This window comes from Bifidobacterium sp. ESL0769 (assembly GCF_029395495.1).
Lineage (GTDB): Bacteria > Actinomycetota > Actinomycetes > Actinomycetales > Bifidobacteriaceae > Bifidobacterium.
Window position 1 is genome coordinate 2,321,918 of the sequence record NZ_CP113918.1, and the last position, 23,940, is coordinate 2,345,857.

The 23,940-nt window shown below is 55.5% G+C and carries 14 protein-coding genes; 8 read left to right on the top strand and 6 right to left on the bottom strand.

Annotated features, from left to right (window positions below):
• Positions 1–415: 415 nt before the first annotated feature.
• Positions 416–9,151, bottom strand: a complete 8,736-nt coding sequence (locus OZX72_RS09010) for an InlB B-repeat-containing protein (protein ID WP_277158355.1) — start codon at positions 9,149–9,151, stop codon at positions 416–418.
• A 632-nt stretch (positions 9,152–9,783) separates the two neighbouring features.
• Here OZX72_RS09010 and OZX72_RS09015 point away from each other — a divergent pair.
• The 7 genes from OZX72_RS09015 to OZX72_RS09045 all read left to right on the top strand — a co-directional run bounded on the left by OZX72_RS09015 (position 9,784) and on the right by OZX72_RS09045 (position 16,398).
• Positions 9,784–10,005: a hypothetical protein gene (locus OZX72_RS09015; RefSeq protein WP_277158356.1), complete on the top strand. Its 222-nt coding sequence runs from the start codon at positions 9,784–9,786 to the stop codon at positions 10,003–10,005.
• Between the two features lie 140 nt (positions 10,006–10,145).
• On the top strand, positions 10,146–11,192 hold the full coding sequence (locus OZX72_RS09020) for an Abi family protein (RefSeq protein ID WP_277158357.1): 1,047 nt from the start codon (positions 10,146–10,148) through the stop codon (positions 11,190–11,192).
• A 639-nt stretch (positions 11,193–11,831) separates the two neighbouring features.
• Entirely contained in the window at positions 11,832–12,467 is a 636-nt protein-coding gene (locus OZX72_RS09025; protein WP_277158358.1) for an Abi family protein, read from the top strand.
• 296 nt (positions 12,468–12,763) lie between these two features.
• A complete protein-coding gene (locus tag OZX72_RS09030; RefSeq protein WP_277158359.1) occupies positions 12,764–13,921 on the top strand; it encodes a hypothetical protein in 1,158 nt (385 codons plus the stop codon).
• Between the two features lie 264 nt (positions 13,922–14,185).
• Positions 14,186–14,539 (top strand): hypothetical protein, encoded by a 354-nt coding sequence (locus OZX72_RS09035; protein WP_277158360.1) that lies wholly within the window; start codon positions 14,186–14,188, stop codon positions 14,537–14,539.
• Positions 14,540–14,859: 320 nt separating this feature from the next.
• Entirely contained in the window at positions 14,860–15,024 is a 165-nt protein-coding gene (locus OZX72_RS09040) for a hypothetical protein (protein WP_277158361.1), read from the top strand.
• A 930-nt stretch (positions 15,025–15,954) separates the two neighbouring features.
• Complete coding sequence (locus OZX72_RS09045) at positions 15,955–16,398, top strand: helix-turn-helix domain-containing protein (RefSeq protein WP_277158362.1); 444 nt, start codon at positions 15,955–15,957, stop codon at positions 16,396–16,398.
• A 66-nt stretch (positions 16,399–16,464) separates the two neighbouring features.
• On the opposite strand, the gene OZX72_RS09050 is transcribed toward OZX72_RS09045, so the two are convergent.
• Positions 16,465–17,508 (bottom strand): DUF3039 domain-containing protein, encoded by a 1,044-nt coding sequence (locus OZX72_RS09050; RefSeq protein ID WP_277158363.1) that lies wholly within the window; start codon positions 17,506–17,508, stop codon positions 16,465–16,467.
• Positions 17,509–17,861: 353 nt separating this feature from the next.
• On the opposite strand from OZX72_RS09050, the gene OZX72_RS09055 reads away from it, so the two are divergent.
• Positions 17,862–18,320, top strand: a complete 459-nt coding sequence (locus OZX72_RS09055; protein ID WP_277158364.1) for a type II toxin-antitoxin system antitoxin SocA domain-containing protein — start codon at positions 17,862–17,864, stop codon at positions 18,318–18,320.
• A 435-nt stretch (positions 18,321–18,755) separates the two neighbouring features.
• Here OZX72_RS09055 and OZX72_RS09060 read toward each other — a convergent pair whose 3' ends face one another.
• The 4 genes from OZX72_RS09060 to OZX72_RS09075 all read right to left on the bottom strand — a co-directional run bounded on the left by OZX72_RS09060 (position 18,756) and on the right by OZX72_RS09075 (position 23,812).
• The gene (locus tag OZX72_RS09060) at positions 18,756–18,920 is read right to left on the bottom strand and encodes a hypothetical protein (RefSeq protein ID WP_277158365.1); all 165 of its coding nucleotides are present in this window, start codon (positions 18,918–18,920) and stop codon (positions 18,756–18,758) included.
• Between the two features lie 477 nt (positions 18,921–19,397).
• A complete protein-coding gene (locus OZX72_RS09065; protein ID WP_277158366.1) occupies positions 19,398–20,972 on the bottom strand; it encodes a ClC family H(+)/Cl(-) exchange transporter in 1,575 nt (524 codons plus the stop codon).
• Positions 20,973–21,386: 414 nt separating this feature from the next.
• Positions 21,387–22,688, bottom strand: a complete 1,302-nt coding sequence (locus OZX72_RS09070) for an adenylosuccinate synthase (protein ID WP_277158367.1) — start codon at positions 22,686–22,688, stop codon at positions 21,387–21,389.
• Positions 22,689–22,906: 218 nt separating this feature from the next.
• A complete protein-coding gene (locus OZX72_RS09075; protein WP_277158368.1) occupies positions 22,907–23,812 on the bottom strand; it encodes a ribokinase in 906 nt (301 codons plus the stop codon).
• Positions 23,813–23,940: the final 128 nt, after the last annotated feature.

Sequence of the window (23,940 nt, forward strand, 5' to 3'; positions counted from 1 at the left end):
TAAGATAACTATAGGTATCTTACTCGTAGTTATCTTATTTTAAAATCCGGAAGTTCGCTCGCCTGAAAACCAAAGAGGATTAAAAGTGCACCTTATTGCTTCCAGAGTGCACTAATTTGACGCTGATACCAGAAAAGTGCACCTCAGCATCTCCAACGTGCATTAATTTGACACCAATGCCGAAAAGGTGCACCTTAGCAATCGTAAAGTGCACTTTTCGGCCATATAGCGTCAATAACACGAAACAACAGCCAGCGCAGAAATAAAGAAAGCCGGGCGCTGTCTTAGGGAATGCAAAGGGCAGAACCCCGGTTCCTTCGGACAGCGCCCGGCCCTAGAAGAGCCGGCAAGATGCAATTGCCAGCTGAGGCCGCGCCTAGGTTGGGTGTGTGAGACGCGGCCAGTATTTAATCACCTAGTCGCGGCGGCGCCTGCGGATGAGCTGCAAACCAAGCGCCATGATCAGGGCGGACACCATCAGGCCCAACGGCACCGCAGTATCCGAACCCGTGGCCGCCACAGACTTGACCTTCGGCTGCGGTTTCGCCTGGGAGGCGAGCCACTTCCGGCCCTCGGGCGTGGCAAGCCAGGCCTGCCCGGCCAGAGTCTTGAGCCAGTTCTGACCGGCCGGGGTCTTCAGCCAAGCCGCGCCCGCAGGAGTAGCGAGCCAAGCATGGCCTGCGGCCGTGGCGAGCCAGGCGGCTCCGGCGGGAGTCGAAAGCCAGTGCTGGCCTTCGGCCGTCGCGAGCCAGGCATGGCCGCCAGTGGTGGTGCCGAGCCAAGCGCCTCCTGCGGGGGTCCCGAGCCAGGCGTGGCCCTCCGGGGTGTTCAGCCAGCCATGACCTTCAGGAGAGGAGATCCAGGCGTGCCCCTCGGAAGTGCCCAGCCAAGCCGAGCCCTCGGGCGTCTGCAGCCAGGCGTGGCCCTGTGGAGTCTCGAGCCACTGATGGCCCTGCGGCGTAGAAACCCACGCGTGACCTTCAGGGGTCGCCGACCAGTGCTGACCTTCCGGGGTCTGCAGCCACTCGTGACCGGGCTGCGTGTCAAGCCACTCGTGCCCAGGTTGCGTACCAAGCCACTCATGGCCGGGTTGCGTACCCAACCACTCGTGACCAGGTTGCGTGCCGAGCCATTCCTGGCCGGGCCGGGTGACGAGCCATCCGGGGTTGTCAGGCTCGATGCGGGTCCAGCGTGCGATGACGGTGATGTCGCCGGTCACCGGGGCCGTCGGATCATACGGAACCAAGCTACGGACCATGCTCTCCACGAACCAGCCGTCGAAACGGAAGTGGGTCCGCGTCGGCGTGGGCAGCGTGCCCAGCTGGTCGCCGTCGGCGATGGTGCGCGGCGCGATGGTGATGCCGCCTTCCACGTTGAACGTGATGGTGTGCGTGATCCGCGTCCAGTGCGCCTTGAGCGTGCACGGGCCGGTCACCGGAGTGGCATCGAAATCATAGGCGTGCGAGCCGTCGAGCGTCCAGAAGTCGAACCGGTAGTGTTCCCTCGTCGGGTTGTTGCCCGGCGCGGTGGCGTGGTGGTTGTATTCGATGGTCTGCGCAGGGGCCGAGCCCGTGCCGTGATCCAGATCGAAAGTCACGCGGTACCAGTTGGTCTTCCACGTCATCCGGATGGTCATGTCGCCGGCCTTCACATCGGCCGGGAAACCGTCGATCCAGCTGCCCGAACCGACCTTGTACTGCCACTTGTCAAACGAGTGACCAGCCGGGGCCGCCGGAAGGTTGACGGTAGGCGCGTGCAAAGCAGTGCCGTAGAGTATCGACGCCGTGGCAGGCAAGCCTCCGCCCACACCGCCATTCGCGTCGTAGGAGACGTTGTACGGGTTCGTGGTCCAAGTCGGCTGGATGACCGTGTCGCCGGCGGGCACCGTGGCCGGGAAGCCCGGCTGCCATGCCCCGCCCGCAACCTGGAAGCGCCAGGAGGCGAACGTATGGCCCGTGCGGTTCGGATTCGACGGCGCAGTCAGGGCCGTGCCGTACTCCGGATGCGCGTCGGCGGGCAGTGCGGAACCATTGTTACGGTCGTAATGCACCGTGTAGTGGTTGATCTTCCACGTCATGCGGATGACCATGTCGCCCGCCTTCACGTCGGACGGGAAACCGTCGATCCAGCTGCCCGAACCGACCTTGTACTGCCACTTGTCGAACGAGTAACCGGTCGGAGGCTCAGGCAGGTTCACCGTCGGCGCCGTCAGCGCAGAGCCATAGGTCATCGGGCCCGTGGCCGGCAGGCTGCCGCCCACACCGCCGTTCGCGTCGTAGGAGACGTTGTACGGGTTCGCGCTCCACACCGGCTGGATCGTGATGTCGTAGTCGGGCGTCGTGTTCACGCCATACACCCACGTATCCCAGTCCGTTGTGCCGGTCTTGGCGTAGCGCCAGCCGGCGAACGACTTGCCGGAAGGAGGCGTCGGACGCTGCAGGGCCGTCGGCTCGGTGAGCGCGGTGTCGTAAGGCACCGCGGGATCCGTGGCGGGCAGGCTGCCGCCTGTGCCGCCGTTGGCCTCGTAGGCGACCGCATGCGTGTGCGCACGCCAGGCCGCGGTGATGACCATCGCACCGGCCTTCACATCCGCAGGCCAACCCGAAACCGGGGCGCTGCCGCCGACCGTGTACGACCAGCCGTCGAAGTCATAGCCGTGACGGGTGGGCTGCTGGGCCGCGCTCGGGGCGGGAAGGCTCGTGCCGAAATTATTCGAACCGGTCACCGGGGTGTAGCCCGTGCCCGAAGGCCACCTGCCGCCCGTGCCAAGATCGTAGGACACGTTGTACTGGTTGATCCGCCAATGAGCAGTAATCACCATCGCACCGGCCTTCACATCCGCAGGCCAGCCGGCCTGAGGCGTACCACCGTTTACCGTGTACGACCAGCTGTCGAACGTGTAGCCCGCACGGGTCGGACGCTGAACCGTAGTCGGCTCCGTGAGCGTCGTGCCGTAAGGCTGCGAACCGGACACCGCGGTATAACTGCCGGGCCAGGCGCCGCCGTCGAGGGCATACGAAACGTTGTAGCTGTTGCGCGTCCACGACGCGGTGATAACCATGTCGCCGGCCTTCACATCGCTCGGCCAACCCGTTTGGGACGGGCCGCCACCGACCGTGTACGACCAGTGATCGAACGCGAAACCGGTGCGCGTCGGACGCTGGACCGCAGTCGGCTCCGTAAGCGTCGTGCCGTAGGTCTTCGAGCCGGACACAGGTGTATAGCTACCGGGCCAGCTGCCGCCGCCCAAAGCGTACGAGACGTTGTAGTTGTTACGCGTCCACTTGGCCGTGATGACCATATTGCCGGCCTTCACATCGAACGGCCAGCCCGTTTGCGCGGTACCACCCGCGACCGTGTATTCCCAATGGTCGAACGTGAAGCCAGGACGCGTCGGGTCGCTGCCTGGGGCAGGAAGCGCAGTGCCGAAATCCTTCGAACCGGACACCGGGGTATAGCCGCCGGACCACGAGCCGCCTGAACCGAGGTCGTAGGACACGTCGTACTGGTTAATCCGCCAATGAGCGGTGATCACCATGCCACCGGCCTTCACATCGCTCGGCCAACCCGTTTGGGACGCGCCGCCGTCTACCGTGTACGACCAGCCGTCGAACGAGTAGCCGGTGCGGGTCGGACGCTGGGCCGTAGTCGGCTCCGTGAGCGTCGTGCCGTAAGGCTGCGAACCCTCCACCGGCGTGTAACTCGAGGGCCAGCTGCCGTCGCCCAAAGCATACGAGACGTTGTAGCTGTTGCGGGTCCACGACGCGGTAATGACCATGTTGCCAGCCTTAACATCGGAAGGCCAACCCGCCTGAGACGCGCCGCCATCGACCGTATACGACCAGCCACCGAACGCGTAGCCGGGACGTGCCGGCTCTTGCAGCGTCGTGGGCGCGGTGAGCGTCGTGCCGTATTCCTGCGAGCCGTCAACGGGCGTATAACCGCCCTGCCAGGACGCGCCGCTGCCGAGAACGTAGGACACGTTGTAGTGCTTGGCCCGCCACAGGGCGGTGATGACCATGTCGCCGGCCTTCACGTCTGTCGGCCAGCCAGGCTGCGCGGAACCGCCGCCGACCGTGTACTGCCAGCCCTGGAACGTATAGCCCGCACGCGTCGGGTCGCTGCCGGGGGCGGGAAGAGTCGTGCCGAACGCCGTCGAACCCTCCACCGGCGTGTAGCTCGAAGGCCACCTACCGCCGGTACCGAGGTCGTAGGAGACGTTGTAGTTGACCGTGTCCCACAGGGCCGTGACGACCATGTCGCCCGCCTGAACGCTGGACGGCCAGCCGGACTGAGCGCTGCCGCCGCCGACCGTGTACTGCCAGCCGGAGAACGAGTGGCCCGAACGCGCCGGTTCCTGCGCACCAGTAGGCGTCGGCAACGTCGTGCCGAAGGGCTGCGAGCCCGAGACAGGCACATAGCCGCCCCGCCAAGCGCCGCCCGCGCCGAGATTGTACGAGACGTTGTAGCTCACGGGATCCCAGAGGGCCGTAACCACCATGGTTCCGGCCTGCACGCTCGCCGGCCAGCCGGACTGAGCGCTGCCGCCGCCGACCGTGTACTGCCAGCCGCGGAACGTATAACCCGTACGCGTCGGTTCCTGCGCCCCGGTGGGTGTCGGCAAAGCCGTACCGAAAGGCTGCGAGCCGGACACAGGCGTGTAGCCGCCCCGCCAGTCGCCGCCCGTGCCAAGATCGTAGGTCACGTTGTAGCTGTTGGTGGTCCAAATGGCCTTGATGGCCGTGTCACCAGCCTGCACAGTCGTCGGCCAGCCGGCATGTGCGCTGCCGCCGCCGACCGTGTACTGCCAGCCCTGGAACGTATAACCCGAACGCGTCGGCTCCTGCGCCCCAGTGGGCGTTGGCAAAGCCGTACCGAAAGGCTGCGAGCCTGACACAGGGACATAACCGCCCTGCCAAGCGCCGCCGGAACCCAGATCATACGAGACGTCGTAGCTTACGGTGTCCCACAAAGCGGTGACCACCATGGCACCGGCCTGCACGCTCGCGGGCCAGCCCGAAACCGGGGTGCCACCGTTGACCGTGTATTCCCAGCCACGGAACGTATAACCCGGACGCGTCGGCTCCTGCCCCGTCGTGGGAGCGGGAAGCGTCGTGCCGAAGGGCTGCGTGCCAGAAACAGGCACATAGCCGCCCTGCCAGGCACCACCGGAACCCAAGTCGTAGGTTACGCCGTAGCTGTTGGTGCGCCACTTGGCGGTAATCACCATCGCGCCGGCCTTCACGGCAGACGGCCATCCCGTCTGCGCGCTGCCGCCGTCAACGGTGTACTCCCAGCCGTTGAACGCATGGCCGGGACGCGTCGGGAGCTGGTTCGTAGCCGGTGCGGGAAGCGTCGTACCATATTCCTGCGAGCCGTCAACGGGCGTATAGCCGCCCTGCCAGGCACCACCGGAACCCAGATTGTAAGTGACGTTGTAGTGGTTGATCCGCCAATGAGCGGTAATCACCATCGCACCGGCCTGCACGGCGTTCGGCCAGCCTGTCTGAGACGTGCCACCATTGACCGTATACGACCAGCTGTCGAACGTGTAGCCCGTCTTCGTCGGACGCTGCACGGCAGTCGGCGCGGGAAGCGTCGTGCCGAAATCCTTCGAACCGGTCACCGGGGTGTAGCCCGTGCCCGAAGGCCACGAACCACCGTCGAGATTGTAAGACACGTCGTAGCTCTTGACCTCCCAACGTGCCTCGAGCGTCACGGCGCGGTCGGGCATCGTATCGGCCGAAGGGCCAGAGAACACCCAGTCCGCGCTGGCACCCGATTCGCGCCAGCCCTTGAACGTGTAACCGGTACGCGTCGGATCCGTCGGAGGCGTCACCAGCGTGCCGTAACCGACATTCGTCCGGGTCGCGACCGTCGAGCCGCGGTCCTTGAACGTCACCGAATTCGTGTTCAGCGTCCACTGAGCCGTCAGCACCACATCATTCGCCGGCATCAGCGAAGGAGACGAGACACCGGGGCCAGCGAACGTCCACGTATTGCTCGACGCGTCCTTCCAGCCATGGAACGTATGGCCCGTCCACGTCGGGTCACCGGGATCCGTGGCATCGGACGTGCCGTACGCCACCGACTCGCCGTTCGGCGCCGTGCCGGGCGCACCGCCCAGGTCGAACGTCAGATTGTAATGTTTCGCCTTCCAAGCCGGACGAATCTGCACGTCATCGTCGGGCATCGTCGCGGGGAACCCGTCGGTCCAGTTGCCCGAACCGGTCTTGTGCTGCCACTTGTCGAACTCATGGCCCGTAGGAGCATCGGGCAGGGCCGAAGCGGCCGGCGCCGTCAAAGCCGTGCCATACGCCACCGACGGATCCGCAGCAGGCAGGCTCCCACCGCTGCCGCCGTTCAGAACGTAGGAGAGCGAATTGGTGTTCAGCACCCACTTCGGGCGGATCGTGATGTTCGAGGCGGGAATCTCCGTGCCAGTGCCAGGAGCACCGAACTTGAACGTGTTCCAGCCGCCGGTCGAGGCCTTGTACTCCCAGCCGTCACGATGCTTGTGAGCCGGAGCCGTCATACCCGTCGTCGGGGGCTCCGTCGGAATCGTCGAACCATAGTCATACGCCGTCGAACCCGAAGGCATCGAAGACCACGAAGCCCCATCGCCGGTCGCATAGGACACGTTGTACTGGTCGGTCACCCACTTCGGCCGCACCGTAATGTCAAAGGCCGGCACATGCGTCACACCGAACTTGAACTCGGCCCAATTTTCCGTACTGTCCGTCTTGCGATACTCCCAGCCACTCGTCGCCGTGTCCTGATGCTTGTTGCTCGGAGCGTTCAAACCGGTCAGCGGGGGCGCCGAAACGGTCTCGTCCTCACCCACCGCAACCGGCGAGCCAGGCATCGAAGTCCACGTGCCGCCGCCATTGTCATAAGTCACATGCCGTGGGATAGCCTCCCAAGTCGGCCGGATGGTAATCGCATAATCCGGCATGTGCGTTGATCCGAACGCGAACGCAGCCCAATCGTCCGTGCTGTCCGTCTTCCGGTACTGCCAGCCACTGCGCTGCTTGTGCGCCGGGGCCTTCAGATGCGCAAGGTTCGCCGGCTCGGAGGGCGTAGAGTCATACGCCGCCGGCACCGCGCCCTGCGCCGCGCCATCCCACGTTCCACCGTTCAGATCGAACGTGACATCGCTTGAATTGACGACCCACTTCGGACGCACCGTGATATTGTAGGCCGGCATCGGCGTGCTGTCGAATGTGAACGCAGTCCAGTCGTCCGTGCTGTCAGTCTTGCGGTACTCCCAGCCATCCCGATGATAATGGTCCGGACCGGAGATACCTGATATATCCGACGAGGACAGAGCAGGGACCGTGTCACCGGCAGTGTACGGGCCCGACTGGCCCGGTTTGCCCGTCCACGTGCCCAAGCCGGCATCATACGAGACATTGTACGCATGGATAATGGGATTACCCTTCACTGTTCCAGAAGGTGCAGTACCGGTCACGCCGCCGGGAAGCGTTCCCGTGAAATCGAACTTGGGATTAGTAGTGCCGGAAGGCCAGCGCACCACATGAGCACTGGCATCATACGTGCCGCCTGCGCTCGGCGTTATAGTCCCATGCCCCGGATCCCCGATAATCGTGCCGTCAATGTTCTTCACATCGGCCGTCGACATCGTCACATACTGGCCATCGTCATACGCCGTCTCCTTAACATCCTGAGCGCTTCCACCGAAACTTGTCAGATGAGATAGATTCCGGAACGACGAAAAATCAGAAACATGATTGCTAGTAAAAGAAAGAGCCGTCAAATCGTGCAGATCGGACAACGCTGTGGAAAATTGCCCCACATCAGAATTGGAAGTGGATGTGCCGTCCCAACTCAGACGTCTCAATGCTGCCATACCCGACAAAGGACTGTAATCGGTGATTGCCCAGTTGGTACCTACACTCACCATGGTGGTCTTGGTAAGGTTTTCCATGCCATCAATACTTCTGACTCCGTTGCCGCCATACATGCCGAAATAAATGTTCGCAAGCAAGTAATCACGCATTCGCTGGGTAAACGCACTAGAAGTGGTATAACTGCCCCCAGGATCCATAGCATTATTTTCTCCTGTGATTCCACGCGCGAGATTGACGTCCGGGAAACATTGCCCAACCGTACTCGATCCCAGGCTGCATACCCGACGCTTCACCGTACCATGAGGCTCGACGCCGGTAACGCCAGGAGGAAGCGTGCCGTCGAAAACAAAACTCGTGTTCGCGGTGCCCGTCGGCCAACGCACCACATGGGCAGACGCATCATATACGCCGCCCGGACTCGGAGTGATGGTCCCGTGCCCCGGATCCCCAATAATCGAACCGCCAATGTCTTTCAGGCCCATAGTCGATATCGTCACATGCACGCCATCATCAACCGCAGTCTTATCGACTTCCTGCCGGCTGCCTGAAAAACTTGTCAGCCTCGTTAAGCCACGCAACGGTGAAAAATCACTAATTCGATTATGAACACAAGACAAGCTCTGAAGATTGGTCAGCCCGGACAACGGCGACAAGTCGGCGACCTTGCCCTGGCCAATCGACAAACTGCGTAGATTGGTCAGCCCGGACAACGGCGACAAGTCGGTGAAAGAAGCCTCCCTCGAGGAATTAGTAGAAAGCGTCTGCAAGTTCCGCATATACCGCACGCCATCCAAAGCCGTAGGCGGCTCCTGAGCGAAATCAAGCGATGTGATGCTGTCCGCCCTCTGCTGGGTGAACGTGCCGTCCGGATCATTCTCCGTTACATATTTGCCTTGGGCCGAGTTCCAGACCGATTTCGTCGGTCTTACCGACGCCGGCATAGCCGACAGCACAGTGCGCGCCGAATCTCCCCATGCGTCCTGAAAGCACTGCGCAATCGTGCTATAACCGATCATACAAACGCTCTGCGGACCCACCACCATGCCGCCACCACGCGGTTGCAGACCGCTCTTCGCGGAAATACTACTCTTGCCCTGCTTGACAGGTTCCGAAGATTCAGCGGACTTTTGCTTCTTCTGTGACTGCTGAGATTGGGTCGATTGCGACTGTTCAGGCGACGCTGCCTGACTTTGTTGAGTCGAAGAAGACTGGGACTGTGATTGCTGGGAGGCCTCGCCGCTTTCGGGCTCGACCGCCGTGGCCGTGGTGGGCAGCACCATCGCCACACCAACCAAAAGGCAAACTAGGGCTCTAACGCCCCCCCCCCCGCGATGCGAGGCAACGTTACGCACACTGCGCAACCACTCAGTAAAACGAGACATCATCCTTCTTCTCTCTTATATAAACGGAAACTCCCGCACCGCAAACCACCTCGACGCGGAATTACACTTCAGACATGCAAAACTGTAACACGACCGCGACACGAGCATCCAATTTTTGCCTAATTAATAAAACACAATTCTCTTCTTCAAACGTTTAAAACGACTTTCCGGATTGTTATATTCAGACAATCATCATTGATTTGCAAAACAATGGCAACACCGTTCTCCAGATCATCTTTTCATGCTGGACGCTTTGCATTGCAACACTTCCGATGTTGTCACCACAGCCGCTAGCTTCGTAACCCTCCGCCCTACTGCCTCCCTGCACCCCGCTTATGTATAACGTTTTAAGAAAATTCAGAAAATTTTTTCGAAAAACTCCCCGACAAAATAATTAGACACGCCGAACACCACAAAACGATACAGCCAAGCAACAGCCCCGAACAGGCAAAAAGACGACACCGTAGTTCCCCCGGGCGGTGACAGACTGAGAACCAACCAGCAACGCGACGAAACGAGGGGGAGCGCACATGGCAAAGGCCAGACAGGCATGGGGCGATGAGAGCGTGCGCATGCACGACAACCTGTCGCGATATATGATCGGCATCAGCCTATGCGATCTGGAGGAGAAGGCCGTACGCGAAGAGTTCAAGGCGCACAAGCTGCTCAAAGGCAACAGAAAAGCTCACCACACCAGCCCGGCGAGCTCCAAACGCCATAGGCCACACATTCTTTCAAAAATCACCGCATAACCCCGGTTCCACCAAATTTGACACGCCTGCCAAATTTTAATATAATTACTTTGAAACGTAAAAACTGTTGACTTGTTTCGACGTTCTTGAGACCATCTTCCGCAAGGAGCTGGTCTCAAGTTTTTTCACAAAGGATGTGAATGCAAAAGAAAACCGCAACAGTCAACGAGCAAATCCAGACGATGAAATCGCATGGGATTCAATTCACCATCGCCACTGAACAGCAAGCGGCAAGGTTCCTCACACAAAACATATACTTCTTCAAACTCAAAGCATATGAACAGAACTACCAAAAAGACAACTCACAAACTCCCTACCAATACCAGGGACTGGAATTCGCCTACCTGCAAGAACTGTACGCCATAGATTCCACACTCAGCCGAGCCATGTGGGACTTCTGCTCAGCAATCGAGCACGCCATGAAAATCCGCTTCAACAACCTGCTCATGCAGAACAGGGGGAACGACTACGAATCCAAATGCATGAAGCTGATGTACGGCTCCTCCGAACCACGATTCGAACACAGCTCCCCTTACACCGACGGTTTAAAGATCAAATATGGGCATGAATACACCATCTGGACACTATGGGAGCTACTGACTTTCATGGACCAGCAGGAACTATACCGGAAATACCTTCTTGCCGCAAAGATCGAAGACCCCATCATCCACCTATTGGGCACTGTCAGACAAGTCCGCAACGCCGTCTCCCATGGCAATTGTCTTCTGGCGAATATGAAACAAGAAACACCCAAATACATCGAAACCGGGCACGGAGACCAAGAACTCATCCACCTGACTCTACGCATGTGTGACAAATCTACCAAGCGCAAAGGCAACAAACCAGCAGCGTTCCGCCAGAGCCTCAACCAGCTGGTCGTCAACAACACAGCCGCCGTCTTGATCTGCTTCCTCAACATCGTCGACAGCGCCGCCATGATTGAGCACGCTATAAACGAAACGAACACATTGACGACAAGAATCAACCGCAATCGACAACAATATTTCAGCCCTAACTACGGGGTGGAACGGACATTCCAGTCTTTGGTCACACTCTTCGAGGCGTTCATCAAGAAAGCCGAACTCAAGGCAAATGCCATTAACACAGGCAAACTTCAAGACCTACACGACGACACAACCATATATTCGCTGTTCCGTTACCCGTACAAGGCAGACGATATAAAATGAACTCCCCGTTGCTTCCGGCTGCCAGCTGACGATTGCGGAAACGTCACCAGAATACCAACCGAAATTAAAAAATATCGAGAAACGCGGTTATCGACCAGATAACCCGGTTGTGGGTTATAGGTCGAGATTTTCCTGCTGAAAACATATGTGAATTTTTGGCAAAAACGCGTGTCGTCGTTTGACTTTTCGATAATCTGTAGTTGTTAAAAGCCACCAGTACCTCGTAAGGGGACATCCTAGGGTGGCATTTTCATACGCGAAAAAGGACAGCACCGTGGCTGAACGACCACTCATCCCCTACCCTCCGCACGAGGCCATGACCGCAGAACAGCTAGCTTCGCAGCTATTGGACAACGGACTGCAAGGCATAGCACCCGACGACCTGGCCAACCGTATACAACGAGTAGGCTACTACCGGCTCAAAGGCTACTGGTACCCATTCCTAACACCCACAGACGGCAACCCAAGCAAACGTAAGTTGCCATTCCGCCAAAATACCAACTTCAACGACATCTGGGAACGCTACGTCTTCGACCAAGAGCTAAGGGTCGTGGTATTTGACGGCATCATCACCATAGAAGCTTTTCTGAGAAGTTTTCTCGGCACCAAACTGGCCCTGTTCCACGGACCTTCGGCTACATGGAGAAAGCGGGACTACCGAACCTGCCCGACTATGGCCCAAAAGCCTGGCCCGCCGCTCTCGCAAGCTTCCTCCACTCCTACTCACGCTCACAACTACCCTACATCAGACATTTCAGAAAGACATACAGCAATCCCCTGCCACCATACTGGATGCTCGCCGGCTGCCTCGACTATGGCGCGTTGAAGCTTTTCTTATATCAAGGGGCTCCGAAACACATCAAAAACGAACTGGCATGCAGACTGGGCATCCCCAGTTCGAACCCCCAGACATCAACAAGAGGCGACGTGAAACGCCTCGACCAATGGCTCGAGACCATCAGATGCGTAAGGAACATGACAGCCCACCACGACCGCCTATGGAACTCCAGATCAAACCTGATAGCGCCAAAACTGCCAGACCGCTCCCCCGCACAGACATACCGGGGCGACTGGTGGGGCCACGCGTGGGACTTCCTGCGCGACCGACAGGGGCCTGCGGCATTCCTCACCGTGGAGAATTATCTGCTCAAACAGATCGAAGGAACATCCGCCTGGCAGGACAAGTTCATCAAGCTCATGGGCGACAACCCCCACATCCCCATCACTCAAATGGGATTCCCGCCCGACTGGCAGGACCAGAACCTTTGGAAATGAAATGGCTTCCACTTACGTCGCCGCGGCTAAGTCAGTCCAGTCCGCGAACGCGAAGAAGACACCTACTCGGTTTTCGTACCAATCCACAACTTTCCCCGACCAAGTCATCACCACCTGATGAAAACGGATGGTACAAGATCACGAGCAACCAATTATGAGTCAGCTACCCATAATCGCAAGTAGAACAAATCGAAAACTTCAGAATAACAATAAAAGTGAAATGTCATCTACTTATATCTAAGAAAATTTATTAAAGGAAAAACTTAATTAGTTATTTGCTGATTAACATTTTACGTATGAACAATCAATGGATTAATAAGTTTGATAATCAATTCACCAGCTATGCTTCTACGCACACTAGTCTAATCATGAGTATTATAAGTTTTATATTTATTTCATTCTGCGTGATTTTATTCCTTATAGAAAACAGGAAAGAAAAATGGAAGAAATTCGGAAGACATTGGCGTAGCATTGTAGGCTATTCCCCAATTTTCGCTATAAGTCTCTTCATACTGGCAGTAGCTCAAAATAAATTTTCCGAGACAGCATTCTTACCGGGTTGGCTCACGAGCGATGAATGCATGTGTTGGTATTGCGGGTGGGCAGTAAGCGTAATCGGCTTTATTGGAATCAATGGAATTGTGACATCTCACAAAAACAAAGAACTAAAATCATGGATGTTGCATTGCGGATATGCGATGTTTTCTATTCTCATAATAATATTAATTTTGAATGAAACATATAGTGCCGATAAGCATCCTACAACATACTTTGACTGCCATCCCATGATTCCTGGAAGTCTATGGCACAACTATGCTTGCGAACAATCAACCTCAAAATCGTATGGAGATTATTCATTTTTCCTAGTTGGATTCATAACAATGACCATCTCTGAAATGATTGTAACCGGATACATGTTTGCGAAACGGGATAAAAAACATCCAGACACTCCCCAATGGCTAGGGCAACTATCTTTCTATCCAATTGCAGGATTTTGCTTATTCGGCTTCATGTGGCTTATAAGCTTGTTCGCTGGAACCGTATGGAACCCCGGCGTAGCAAGTGGAATGGGCACATTTTTTGCATTACTGACCATAACTTATCTTCAGAAATTCAATGAGTTTCGTAAAGAACACGGAACACCTGTCACCAAAGAATATCTCGAATACTCTGAAAAGAAATTGCAGAAAATCCTTATAGAAAATCTGAATAGCACTGCTGCGCCAGAAATTGAACAAATAAATAATCGTTTGACTAATCAAGAAGAATTAATAAAATCCATTCTGAATTCTAAAAATGGAAATCACAAAAATGCCAAGGACGTAAACCATTTAGACGACCTCGAATCGAAGCCCTGTATTCAGTATCGACACAGACCTCTAATTGCGCTACTGGACTCATTAAATATTAGGTTGGAACAAATAATCAATACGCTGAAAGCCAGAAAACAATAACGACGAGCCAAATTAGCAGCTTGTTTATATTTTTAATTTTCAGAGTCACTTACAATTGACAAATTACGGGGTGCGGACGAAAAGTCGGAGATGTTCCCATTCCGCGCCCCAACCAATAACAACTACAGCTTAATGCCGAATTGACAAGCCCGCTAATCGTCATACAATTACCTTGCAACGTAAAACTGTTAACTCGTTTCGAAGGGTTATAAGCCAGAATATGAGGCTTACAACCCACTACGTAAATTATCAAGAAAGCACACGATGTTTAAACAAACAGTCATCGAAGACAACATCTGGTTATGTTTCAGCCATTACGAAAGCGCTGAGAGCTTGCTGACTCAAGCAGCAAACGAGATGGAAGGGACAGCAAGTTTTGATATCCCCGCCGCCACCAAAGACTTCCTGAGCCGCGTAAACCAGATCCTGAAAAGATACGGCATAAAACTATCAGGCAGCGGACAGGTGACAACACGGCGCAACATACACGACATAAGAGGCACATACAGCCCTGAACTCGTTCTCAACGCCATCAAAACCGTCAACCAATTCAAAGTCCTTGCCAATCACTACATCGGTAAAGGCTCGCTAAGAGTCATAGAGGGGAATCTTGACTAACGAATAGCCCGCCACACCGGTCAGGCACCCTCAAACGCCCCTCCTGTCGGACGGCTCGTCTGGAAGGCCTTGGGGTTGATGCTACTATGTCAAGTATTCACCGCAAGACGGTGCATAAATTCCATGTTCCCCCGGTCATGCGACCGGGGGAACATGCGTTTCGGGGTTATAAGCCAGAATATGTTTTTATCCTCATCGACTTCCATGTCTGAAGTAAAAAGTAGCCTGAAGTAAAATCAGAGAAGATAGCAGAGAGAAGGCGATGACTGCCATTCCGGAATGTTCCGCTTACTTGAATGTTCTGGCTTGACCAACAAACAATGAACAAGACGAGCAGCAGTAAAATCGCCCCGAGTCTCAACAAGGTCATAGATCCCAATAATCTGAAAGACCCTGAGATGCGAAAGGCTTACGAGGACGCTGTAAAAATGGTGAGCGGGAAGAACAAGCTCTCCGCGTTGTTGTTCCGGAAGAAAAACGCCTGAACACCGGGATATCGGGTTATAGGCCTATAACCCCCGTTTGACGCACATATCCACTTTTTCGGTATTCCGATAGCGTTACGACCGTCCTGATGCCATGCACATGGCTTAGGGGCGGTCCTCATTTTTCTTCCGTGGTTATGGGGTTATAGACCCAAAGCATGGATTGTTTCGCAAATAGTCGCTCCCGGTAGCTTGGAGGCCTAGCTCGAGGTCCGGAAATAAGAGGTTATAGGCCAAAACGAGCCATAGGCAGTAGGGGGAAAGCGTAAAAACAGGAACATGCTGAAAGAAAAACAGGGAACTGTGTAGTACGTTTTGGTATACTTGGGCTTCAGTGATTGAAGCTATTCGACCAATTGCCTAATAGACCGCCATCATCGCCGTCATTAAATTTTTCAGGTAATTGGGCTGAGATCACAGGCTGATTTCTATTAGTCATCAACTTGTTGAGAGCCGTCGTAAGGCGGCTCTTTTTTATCACTTACCAAGGAAAGTTGGGTTATAGGCTAGAATACGGGGGTTATGGGTTATAGGTCAAAATAGATAACGCATTTTTAAAGCTCTCAACAGAAAACGATGAGGCATGGGTCATAGCCCCGTCGAAATTACTGCATCGGCAGTTCCCCAGAACGCCACAATAAAAGAAGTGTTCTCACTGGATGAGAAGTCAACGAAGACACATCACAAGGAGAAAGAATATGCAAGTTGAGCATTTGCTCTTATTAGAGGAAAAGGCGCATCGTTTTTCCAAAAACCGCTGGCCTGACAACCCGAAATTCCGACTTTAACCCGAATATTTTTCGACCGATAATTCAAGAATCCGCTCGGAGAGCAATTTCCTGTGTTATAGTTATTTCAGTTGTTGCATTTATTGCAGTTATTACAGTTAGCGGTGATGCAACTATCCTCTACACAGGAATGTTGGGAAAGATGACAAAAGTACTCGAACACGTTGCAACCAACGAAATGGAACAACAGGACATCGAAGACCTCAAAGAAGCTCTGTCTCACATGCGCGCCGATTCGCCAGTCGCCGTTGCATTGCGCGAAATGCTGGCCGGAGAGGCTTCCATCTTTGTCGCCGAGAAGGATATGTCTCCCGAGGATGCGGCGAAAGTCCTGGGCGTGAGCCGCCCTTACGTACGTCATCTCATCGACAAGCGCCTGCTTAAGGCCGACAAGAAAGGTACTCATTTCAAAATCTCAAGCCATGATCTCGCCGACTACATCAAACGTCACGAACAGGCCATGGCCGAATACGCCGAAGCCGCCACGACCACGCAGGACGAACAGGACCGTCGCATCGCCAATGCCGCTTCAGGCCTCACCAAGCAGCAATCGGCACATATTGCTGATATGTTTGCCGATTTGTAAAGCGGACCAACAGAGTCCGTCACTTGTCGGTTTCAAAAACCGTTAGTTGACGGACTCTGTTTAACTTCATCCTTTTGACGGGTGCAACCCAGCAAATATAGGTCTGATTTTCTCGCAATCACGACAAATCGGCTTCCCCGAGGACTCATCCTCACGAGGAATAAACCAAACTCCACAGAGAGAAAGCGCCGCCTTACCAGAAATCATACCTTGATCAAAACTTGTCGTATCGATGTAATGGAGAACCGGTTGCGCATCACAATCAATGGGAGGCAATTGCTTGACTCGTGTCGCTGGCGGCGACAAACAAACAGAAGCGAAAAGCTGCGTCACAACCGCTTCGCTAAGTATCACTTCCATATACACGGAGCCATCCTCGCGCACAATATCAGACTTAATGTCTTTAGGCTTCAGATAAGACACCGCACGTTTCAACCGTTGACGAGACTCATAGTCATAGCCCTTCCCTTGGATGGAAATATTAAGAAACGCATCAGTGGTACCAGCCTGTTCTATGGGAAGATCCTGCCCTTTAAAAGAAATCACCTCGACCTGTACAAGTTCCTTAGCCTCCCCGCTGGCTCCAGACACGGCAAATTCACTAACCTCATTTGGCGATTGAAGAGCGTCGTGGATAGTACGGACCAAAGAATCCAGAATATCCACCGCCTCTTGCCTCGAAGACAGCCATGCATCCTCAGCACGACGAATTCCCATATCCTCATCGGTAGGCATCCAATACTGGGACCTTGACTTCTTAAGCTCCGCAGCAACTTTTGCATCAGACCAATCGTGCAGACCCGCATAGACTAGCCATGGATTCCCGTCATCATCAAGTACCATGGCTCCACGGCAGCCCGAAGCGTGATCCCTCACTTCATATACTTGGCGACCTGCCGATCTACTAGCCGCCTGATATCTATCACTATTGAATCCACTATCCACAATCGAATTCGCCTTGAGCAGCAGACGGTGCCGCAAGGACGACAAATCGATTCCATAAAAGGGATTCAACTCCCCTCTACGTATGTTTTCCTTCAGAAGCTTCCAGGGGGTGCCAGCGAGAAACAAATCATCAGGTAGCAAACGCAACTGGTTCAATGCCTTCAACGTCGGTCGTACAGGTCTCATGAAATTTACGATACCTCGGTAGGTTGATTTGCAACCAATGAGAACAATCCTTATATATCGACAATTTAGGGTTATAAGGGTTATAGGCCAAATTTTGTAGGGTTGCAACCTTTGCATCCAGAAATTTGAAGGGAGCCGTTTCGCTACGCTGGCACGGCACCCGAAGCCTCGATAGATCCAACACGTTGAGCGCTGCATTCACAACTTATGAAACCATAACTTTGACGACAACACAATCCGGTCGCGTGTCCAGAAAATCAGCCGTGAAAACAGCGGTCATACATTTATCTTAAAATAGGCTGTGTATCTCAAAACTGTAGGAGGTGATGGACGTGGCAGACATCGTTGATGTGGCGAAGCATATCCTCGAACGCTGCGGGCGCGAGACCACGATGAAGCTCCAAAAACTGGCCTTTTATTCCCAGGCGTATTCGTTGGCATCTTCCGGAAAGCCGTTATTCGAATCCGATTTCGAGGCGTGGGCCAACGGTCCCGCCGCGCCCGACCTCTTTAGGCAGCACCGCGGATACTTCAGCATCACCGCCAAGGATTTCCCCGGCAATTCGGGGAACCTGACCGCAACAGAGCGCCGGCAAACCGGCTTCATCATAGCGCAATTCGACCGGATGAGCGGCAACGAGCTCAGCCGGAAAACCCATAGCGAGGCGCCCTGGAAGACGGCCCGCGGCGGTTTGCCGCCGACGGCACGTTCCAAGACGATTATCAGCAAGGACTCCATCCGGACTTTCTATTCGCAGAATCCATCGGCCTTGAATATGCAACCCGCCTGACAGCGCTGTTTTTTAAAATTATGGTCTGTGGCGTAATGCCAGCCTTCGAGAAGGTACGGAAGCAGAAGCCGGGGAGCCAGCGTTGGTACGGGACCCGGCTTCCGCGCTTTTTGGCCTATAACCCGCTTTTTACATCAATCCAGACATGTTGTCTTACCTTCAGTGATATAAAAGAATTGCTCAAGCCACCAGACTTATCGTAACAATAAAAGAAACGGTTCTTATCGTTTCGTTACGGACACCCTAGGGTGGCATTTTTTATACTCAGCGGCGAGTGGGCTTACTATGACGCATCAACGACAACCGAGCGCTCCAAGAGAACTGCAGCCGCACACCGCCCATCTGGCCGATAACCCCCGAACCGGGAAACAAGGAACAAGGACAGTAAGAAGGAAGTGCCCGGCACGGGTCGGCCCCGCGCCGGGCCGGCCCTAACTAACGCCTGCGACACCTCCAGATGACCACCAACCCGCAACCGACAACGATCGCGAGCAGCACGTCAACCACCGCGTTATCCGCGTTGGCCGCCAAAACGACGACCAACGCCACGATGGCCTGGATAGCCTCAGGGCCGTTAGAGCCTTTTCTGTTATGGGACATAACATGTCCTTGCTGCTTATGCCGCGCCACGACGAGCGCGGCGGGGTCGATACGGCCGGAAGGCCGCACGGTCGTTTCCACCCGGGTAAAGGGCTTAGCGACGGTTTCATTCTATCCGATAAAAGGAATATTACCGCCTGTGATATGATGTCGGTATCAGTTGCGGCAGGGTAACTCGCTGAGATTTCAGCCGGCCATTAAAGCTTTTACTCAGCGAGGCTGCAACGGATGGGGTGCCTGTTACATCCCGCTACTAATGCCGCTGGCCCCGATGCTCGGAAACGAACACCGGGGCCGAGGTGTACCCCGGCCTCCTTAAAATCGAGTTATAGGCCAGAATATTTGGTTTTAGAATCCGTTTTCGGGGTTATAGGCCAAATTGTGGGTTGATTTACTATGTCAAGTATTCACCGCAAGACGGTACATAAATTCCATGTTCCCCCGGCCACACGACCAGGGGAACATGCGTTCCGGGGTTTATAGACCAGCGGTTTTAGAAACTTGTTCAGGATGGCCCGCTATATAGCGATCCAGAAGGGCGTCGTAGATCGGCTCGGTGTTTGTCAGATCCGAGACCAAGAGGGCGATGAAGCTGCACGCGGCGACCGGGAGCATGTGCATCAGGGTGCCGCTCATCTCCACGGTGAGCAGAATTGAAGTCATCGGGGCTTTGACGGAGGCCGTCAGCGCTCCCGCCATCGCGCAGACGGCGAACAGCGGAATGATTTTCGTTGAAACGAGCGGGTTTCCGTTGATGGTCACCGTGTGAAGAGCGACCCCGAAAATGGAACCAGTTAACGTACCGACCGCAAGAATCGGCATGAAAATACCGCCGGGAACACCGCTGCCGAAGCTCGTGGAAGTGAAGAGCATTTTGACGATTAACAGGATTGTCAGGAATGCGATGCCGTTAGTGGCACGTTCTGCGAAACCAATCAGGCTTTCGCCGCCTCCCAAGACTTGCGGCAGGAAGATACCGACCGGCAGCGCGATGGCCAAGGAGATCATCGGACGGATTTGCCACGGCAGTTTGTTGTATAGCGTCTGGAAACCGAGCAGCAGCTTGTTCATCGCCACGCCGATCAGGCCGGCGATGAGGCCGAGCGGAATCATCCACCAATACTGCGGCAGACTCAGCTGCGAAAGACGCGCGAAATCGAGCACCGGTTTCAGGCCGAACCAGTATTTCGAGACGAAATCAGCGCTTATCGAAGCTGCGGCCGCCGAAAGCAGGATGGCCGGGGAAAAGTTGTGGTGTACTTCTTCAAGCGCGAACATCATGCCGGAAAGCGGGGCGTTGAACGCGGACGAAAGCCCTGCTGCGGCACCGGCGGTGATGAGGATGTTCGTTTCGGCGGTTTTGCTGCCGCCCGCGCCTTCGTGGCCGTCTACGCGCTGACGAGACGAACCAGCACTAGCAAACTCATCATCAGCGTTCGTGGTCCTGCTCGTATTCGTGCCCGCATTTACGCTCGTGTCCTTGGCTCTATTCATGCGCAGATTTACGTTCGAGACTTTGCTTGGCTTCTCATTCGCCTCCATACCGGCTTTAACATCCACGCGACCGGAACCATTTGAATTGACCGAATCCGCGACGGATTTACCTTTATGTCGCAGTTTCCTCATCCCCTGCGCCACACCCTGGCTGGCCGCGGCACCGATCTGAATCGACGGGCCTTCACGGCCAAGCGAAAGGCCGAACATCCCGCAGAGTAGACCACCGGCGAAGCGAACAATCAGAACGATTCCCGCCCGCATTTTAAGGCCCAGCCTCACCACGCCTTCGACCTGCGGGATGCCGCTGCCGGATGCCATCGGTTCGAGTTTGACCAGCCAAGCGACGAAGAAACCGACTGCTACTGCTGCGAGCGCCCAAGGCGCGAGAAGCCACGGATTGCTACGGATTTGGGGATACATCCAGCGCGCGAACTGCGTGCCCCATTCGATGCCCTGACGGTAGCAGGTAACCAGCACCCCGGCAATCAGGCCACAGATCACCGCACGCGCCGCCACAATCCACTGGCTGCGCCGCGATATGCCTACTGTTGCCATTGCTACCGAACCCTTCCTGCACTGTCGCTCAACAAAACCGTCGTTCCCTTGCGCACCTCCCCGATGCTAGCGTCAAAAAAGTGCAAGTTAGCATGCCCAAAGTGCATTATCTTGACGTCACCGTATAAAACGTGCAAGTTAGCAGTCCTTAGGTGCACTATTGGAACGCTACCGTCGAAAGTGCACTATGTCACTCATCAGAGCATCAATTCAACGGTACCGTATAAAACGTGCAAGTTAGCGCCCCTACGGTGCACTATTTTTACGTTGCTGTCAGAAAAGTGCACCCTAACGCTTCCAATGTGCATTAATTCGACGCCAATGCCAGAAAAGTGCACCTTAGCAATCGTAAAGTGCACTTTTCTTACGCTGACATCAATAGCATGCGTTCAGCAATGGGGAGGCTTCCAACGCTCAGTCGACGAGCGAGCGCACCTCGATGATGTGGTCGCGCTGCGGGCCGGTGCCAATGGCGGAGATGCGGCAGTTGGAGATCTCCTCGAGACGCTTGACATAGGCCTGGGTGTTGGCCGGCAGGTCCTCGAACTTGTGCACCTTGGAGATGTCCTCGGTCCAGCCGGGCATGGTCTCGTAGACCGGGGTGGCCTTGGCGAACGCAGCCTGGTCGATGGGCATGTCGTCGTAACGCGTGTGGGTGCCGTCGCCGTTGTCGACGTCGTAGGCGACGCAAATCGGAATCTCGTTCAAGCCGGTCAAGACGTCAAGCTTGGTGAGCACGATGTCGGTCAAACCGTTGACCTGCGTGGCGTAACGGGTGACGACGGCGTCGAACCAGCCGCAGCGACGCGGACGGCCGGTGGTCACGCCGAACTCGTGGCCCTGCGTGCGCAGCCATTCGCCGGAGTCGTCGTTGAGCTCGGTTGGGAACGGGCCTTCGCCCACGCGGGTGACGTAGGCCTTGGCCACGCCGATGACGCGGTCGATCCTCGTCGGGCCGACGCCGGTGCCGGTGCAGGCGCCGCCGGCGGTCGGGTTCGAGGATGTCACAAACGGATAAGTACCGTGGTCAACGTCGAGCATGGTGGCCTGACCGCCTTCGAAAAGCACGGTCTTGCCTTCATCAAGTGCGTTATTCAAAAGTAATGACGTATTGGCAACATAGGGCTTCAGGCGTTCGCCGAGTTTCAGCAGCTCGTCGGTGGTCTCGTCAACGTCGATCGGACGGCGGTTGTAGAGCTTCACGAGCATCTCATTCTTCTGGTGCAGGCTCGCCTCGACCTTGTCACGCAGACGCTCGGCGTCGAAGAGGTCGTGCACGCGAATGCCGACGCGGTTGATCTTGTCGGCGTAGGCCGGGCCGATGCCACGGCCGGTGGTGCCGATCTTGTGCTTGCCGAGGAAGCGCTCGGTCACCTTGTCGATGACGCGATGGTAGGAAGCGATGATTTGCGCTGATTCGCTAACTTTCAAGTGCGAGCAATCGACACCACGCTTCTGCAGCCCATCGATCTCCTCAAACAGCACTTCGGGATCGACCACCACGCCGTTGCCGATAACCGGCGTGACGTGAGGGTTCACGACGCCACTAGGCAGCAGGTGCAGCGCATAGGTTTCGTCGCCGACCACCACCGTGTGGCCCGCATTGTTGCCGCCGTTGAAGCGAGCGACATAATCGACCTTCGTGCCAATGAGGTCGGTGGCCTTACCTTTGCCTTCGTCTCCCCATTGGGTACCAATCAGAACAATTCCAGGCATACTAACCTCCCGAGATACGCGTTATTCCGCCGTTATTAGCCTACCGTCACGCCTATACCAGCGTTTGACGAATATTCGAATTCCCAACCAAATATGCGTTTGTTATTTATGACGTACCCGGCCCAAGCGTCAAACCCGGCCGGCTTGTTCTCTTCGTCAGGCATTCCCCGGTAGGACGGCCCGGCGAAGAGAACCTCTGCTTAATTCTAGTTAACCGGTTACTTCATTTCGGCGAGCGTCGGGAAAGCAGCGTGGTTGCCGACACGGCTGACCTTTACCGCTGCAGCTCGGTTGGCAAAGTTCACGGCGGCAAGGAAATCATTGTGTTGTGAATAATGAACCGCCAGAGCACCTGCAAACACATCGCCCGCGCATACGCTGTCGACCGCATTGACCTTTACCGCATCGATTTCGTATATTTGGCCGTCATGATAAACGACACTGCCGTTGCCGCCCATTTTGACGATGGCGGTTTTCGGACCGAGTTCGACAATTGCCTTTGCGGCTTTGATGGCATCGACGCGATTGTTAACCTTGATGCCGGTAATCTTCTCGGTTTCCTGCTGATTGGGAGTCACACAGTCAGCATATTGCATCGCTTCGGGGAAGTAGTTGTCGGCCGGTGCGGGATCGAGGATGATATACATGCCCTTTCTCCTGCCCTCTTTGAGCGCGGCCATCACCGATTCCTTGCAAGTCTCCAGCTGCAGATCTAGGACAGGAGCGTCAATCTGGCTTATCGCGGTCTTGATATCCTCCTCGGTGGTGGCGTTATCCGCGCCCATCGTGCCGAGCATCGTGTTCTCGGAGCTGTCGTCGATTTCGACGATGAACGTTCCTGTCCCCAGCTCCTTGGTCTGCTTGACGAATTTGGTATCGACATTCCACGAAGCCAAATCGTCCAGAATTTGCTTTCCAGCACCGTCATCACCAACACTGCCGAGCATAGCTACTTTCCCACCGAGTTTGGCTGCTGAAACAGCCTGATTCGCGCCTTTGCCGCCAGGAATCATCGTGATGCTTTTGGCGGTCGCGGTGTCTCCGTGCTTGGGATATGTTTTGGTGAACGCCTTGATATCAAGGTGCATGCTGCCAAGAACCACCACATCGTATTTCATGTTCATTGCTGTATTCCTTCTTGTGCTCCATCGCCTGCAAGATTATGCAGTAACCGGTTACGTAACCTTTTAACGAACGTTTATGCCGAAAAAAGGTATAGCTTTCGCCGAGGTACACGTTTTTTGGTCGAAAA

What these genes read in the sequence shown, in the direction of transcription:
- OZX72_RS09075 (WP_277158368.1), bottom strand. Translation starts at nt 23,812, where the DNA reads ATGAACATGAAATACGATGTGGTGGTTCTTGGCAGCATGCACCTTGAT.
- OZX72_RS09020 (WP_277158357.1), top strand. Translation starts at nt 10,146, where the DNA reads ATGCAAAAGAAAACCGCAACAGTCAACGAGCAAATCCAGACGATGAAA.
- OZX72_RS09025 (WP_277158358.1), top strand. Translation starts at nt 11,832, where the DNA reads ATGGAGAAAGCGGGACTACCGAACCTGCCCGACTATGGCCCAAAAGCC.
- OZX72_RS09010 (WP_277158355.1), bottom strand. Translation starts at nt 9,151, where the DNA reads ATGGTGCTGCCCACCACGGCCACGGCGGTCGAGCCCGAAAGCGGCGAG.
- OZX72_RS09030 (WP_277158359.1), top strand. Translation starts at nt 12,764, where the DNA reads ATGAACAATCAATGGATTAATAAGTTTGATAATCAATTCACCAGCTAT.
- OZX72_RS09035 (WP_277158360.1), top strand. Translation starts at nt 14,186, where the DNA reads ATGTTTAAACAAACAGTCATCGAAGACAACATCTGGTTATGTTTCAGC.
- OZX72_RS09060 (WP_277158365.1), bottom strand. Translation starts at nt 18,920, where the DNA reads ATGTCCCATAACAGAAAAGGCTCTAACGGCCCTGAGGCTATCCAGGCC.
- OZX72_RS09045 (WP_277158362.1), top strand. Translation starts at nt 15,955, where the DNA reads ATGACAAAAGTACTCGAACACGTTGCAACCAACGAAATGGAACAACAG.
- OZX72_RS09040 (WP_277158361.1), top strand. Translation starts at nt 14,860, where the DNA reads ATGAACAAGACGAGCAGCAGTAAAATCGCCCCGAGTCTCAACAAGGTC.
- OZX72_RS09015 (WP_277158356.1), top strand. Translation starts at nt 9,784, where the DNA reads ATGGCAAAGGCCAGACAGGCATGGGGCGATGAGAGCGTGCGCATGCAC.
- OZX72_RS09065 (WP_277158366.1), bottom strand. Translation starts at nt 20,972, where the DNA reads ATGGCAACAGTAGGCATATCGCGGCGCAGCCAGTGGATTGTGGCGGCG.
- OZX72_RS09070 (WP_277158367.1), bottom strand. Translation starts at nt 22,688, where the DNA reads ATGCCTGGAATTGTTCTGATTGGTACCCAATGGGGAGACGAAGGCAAA.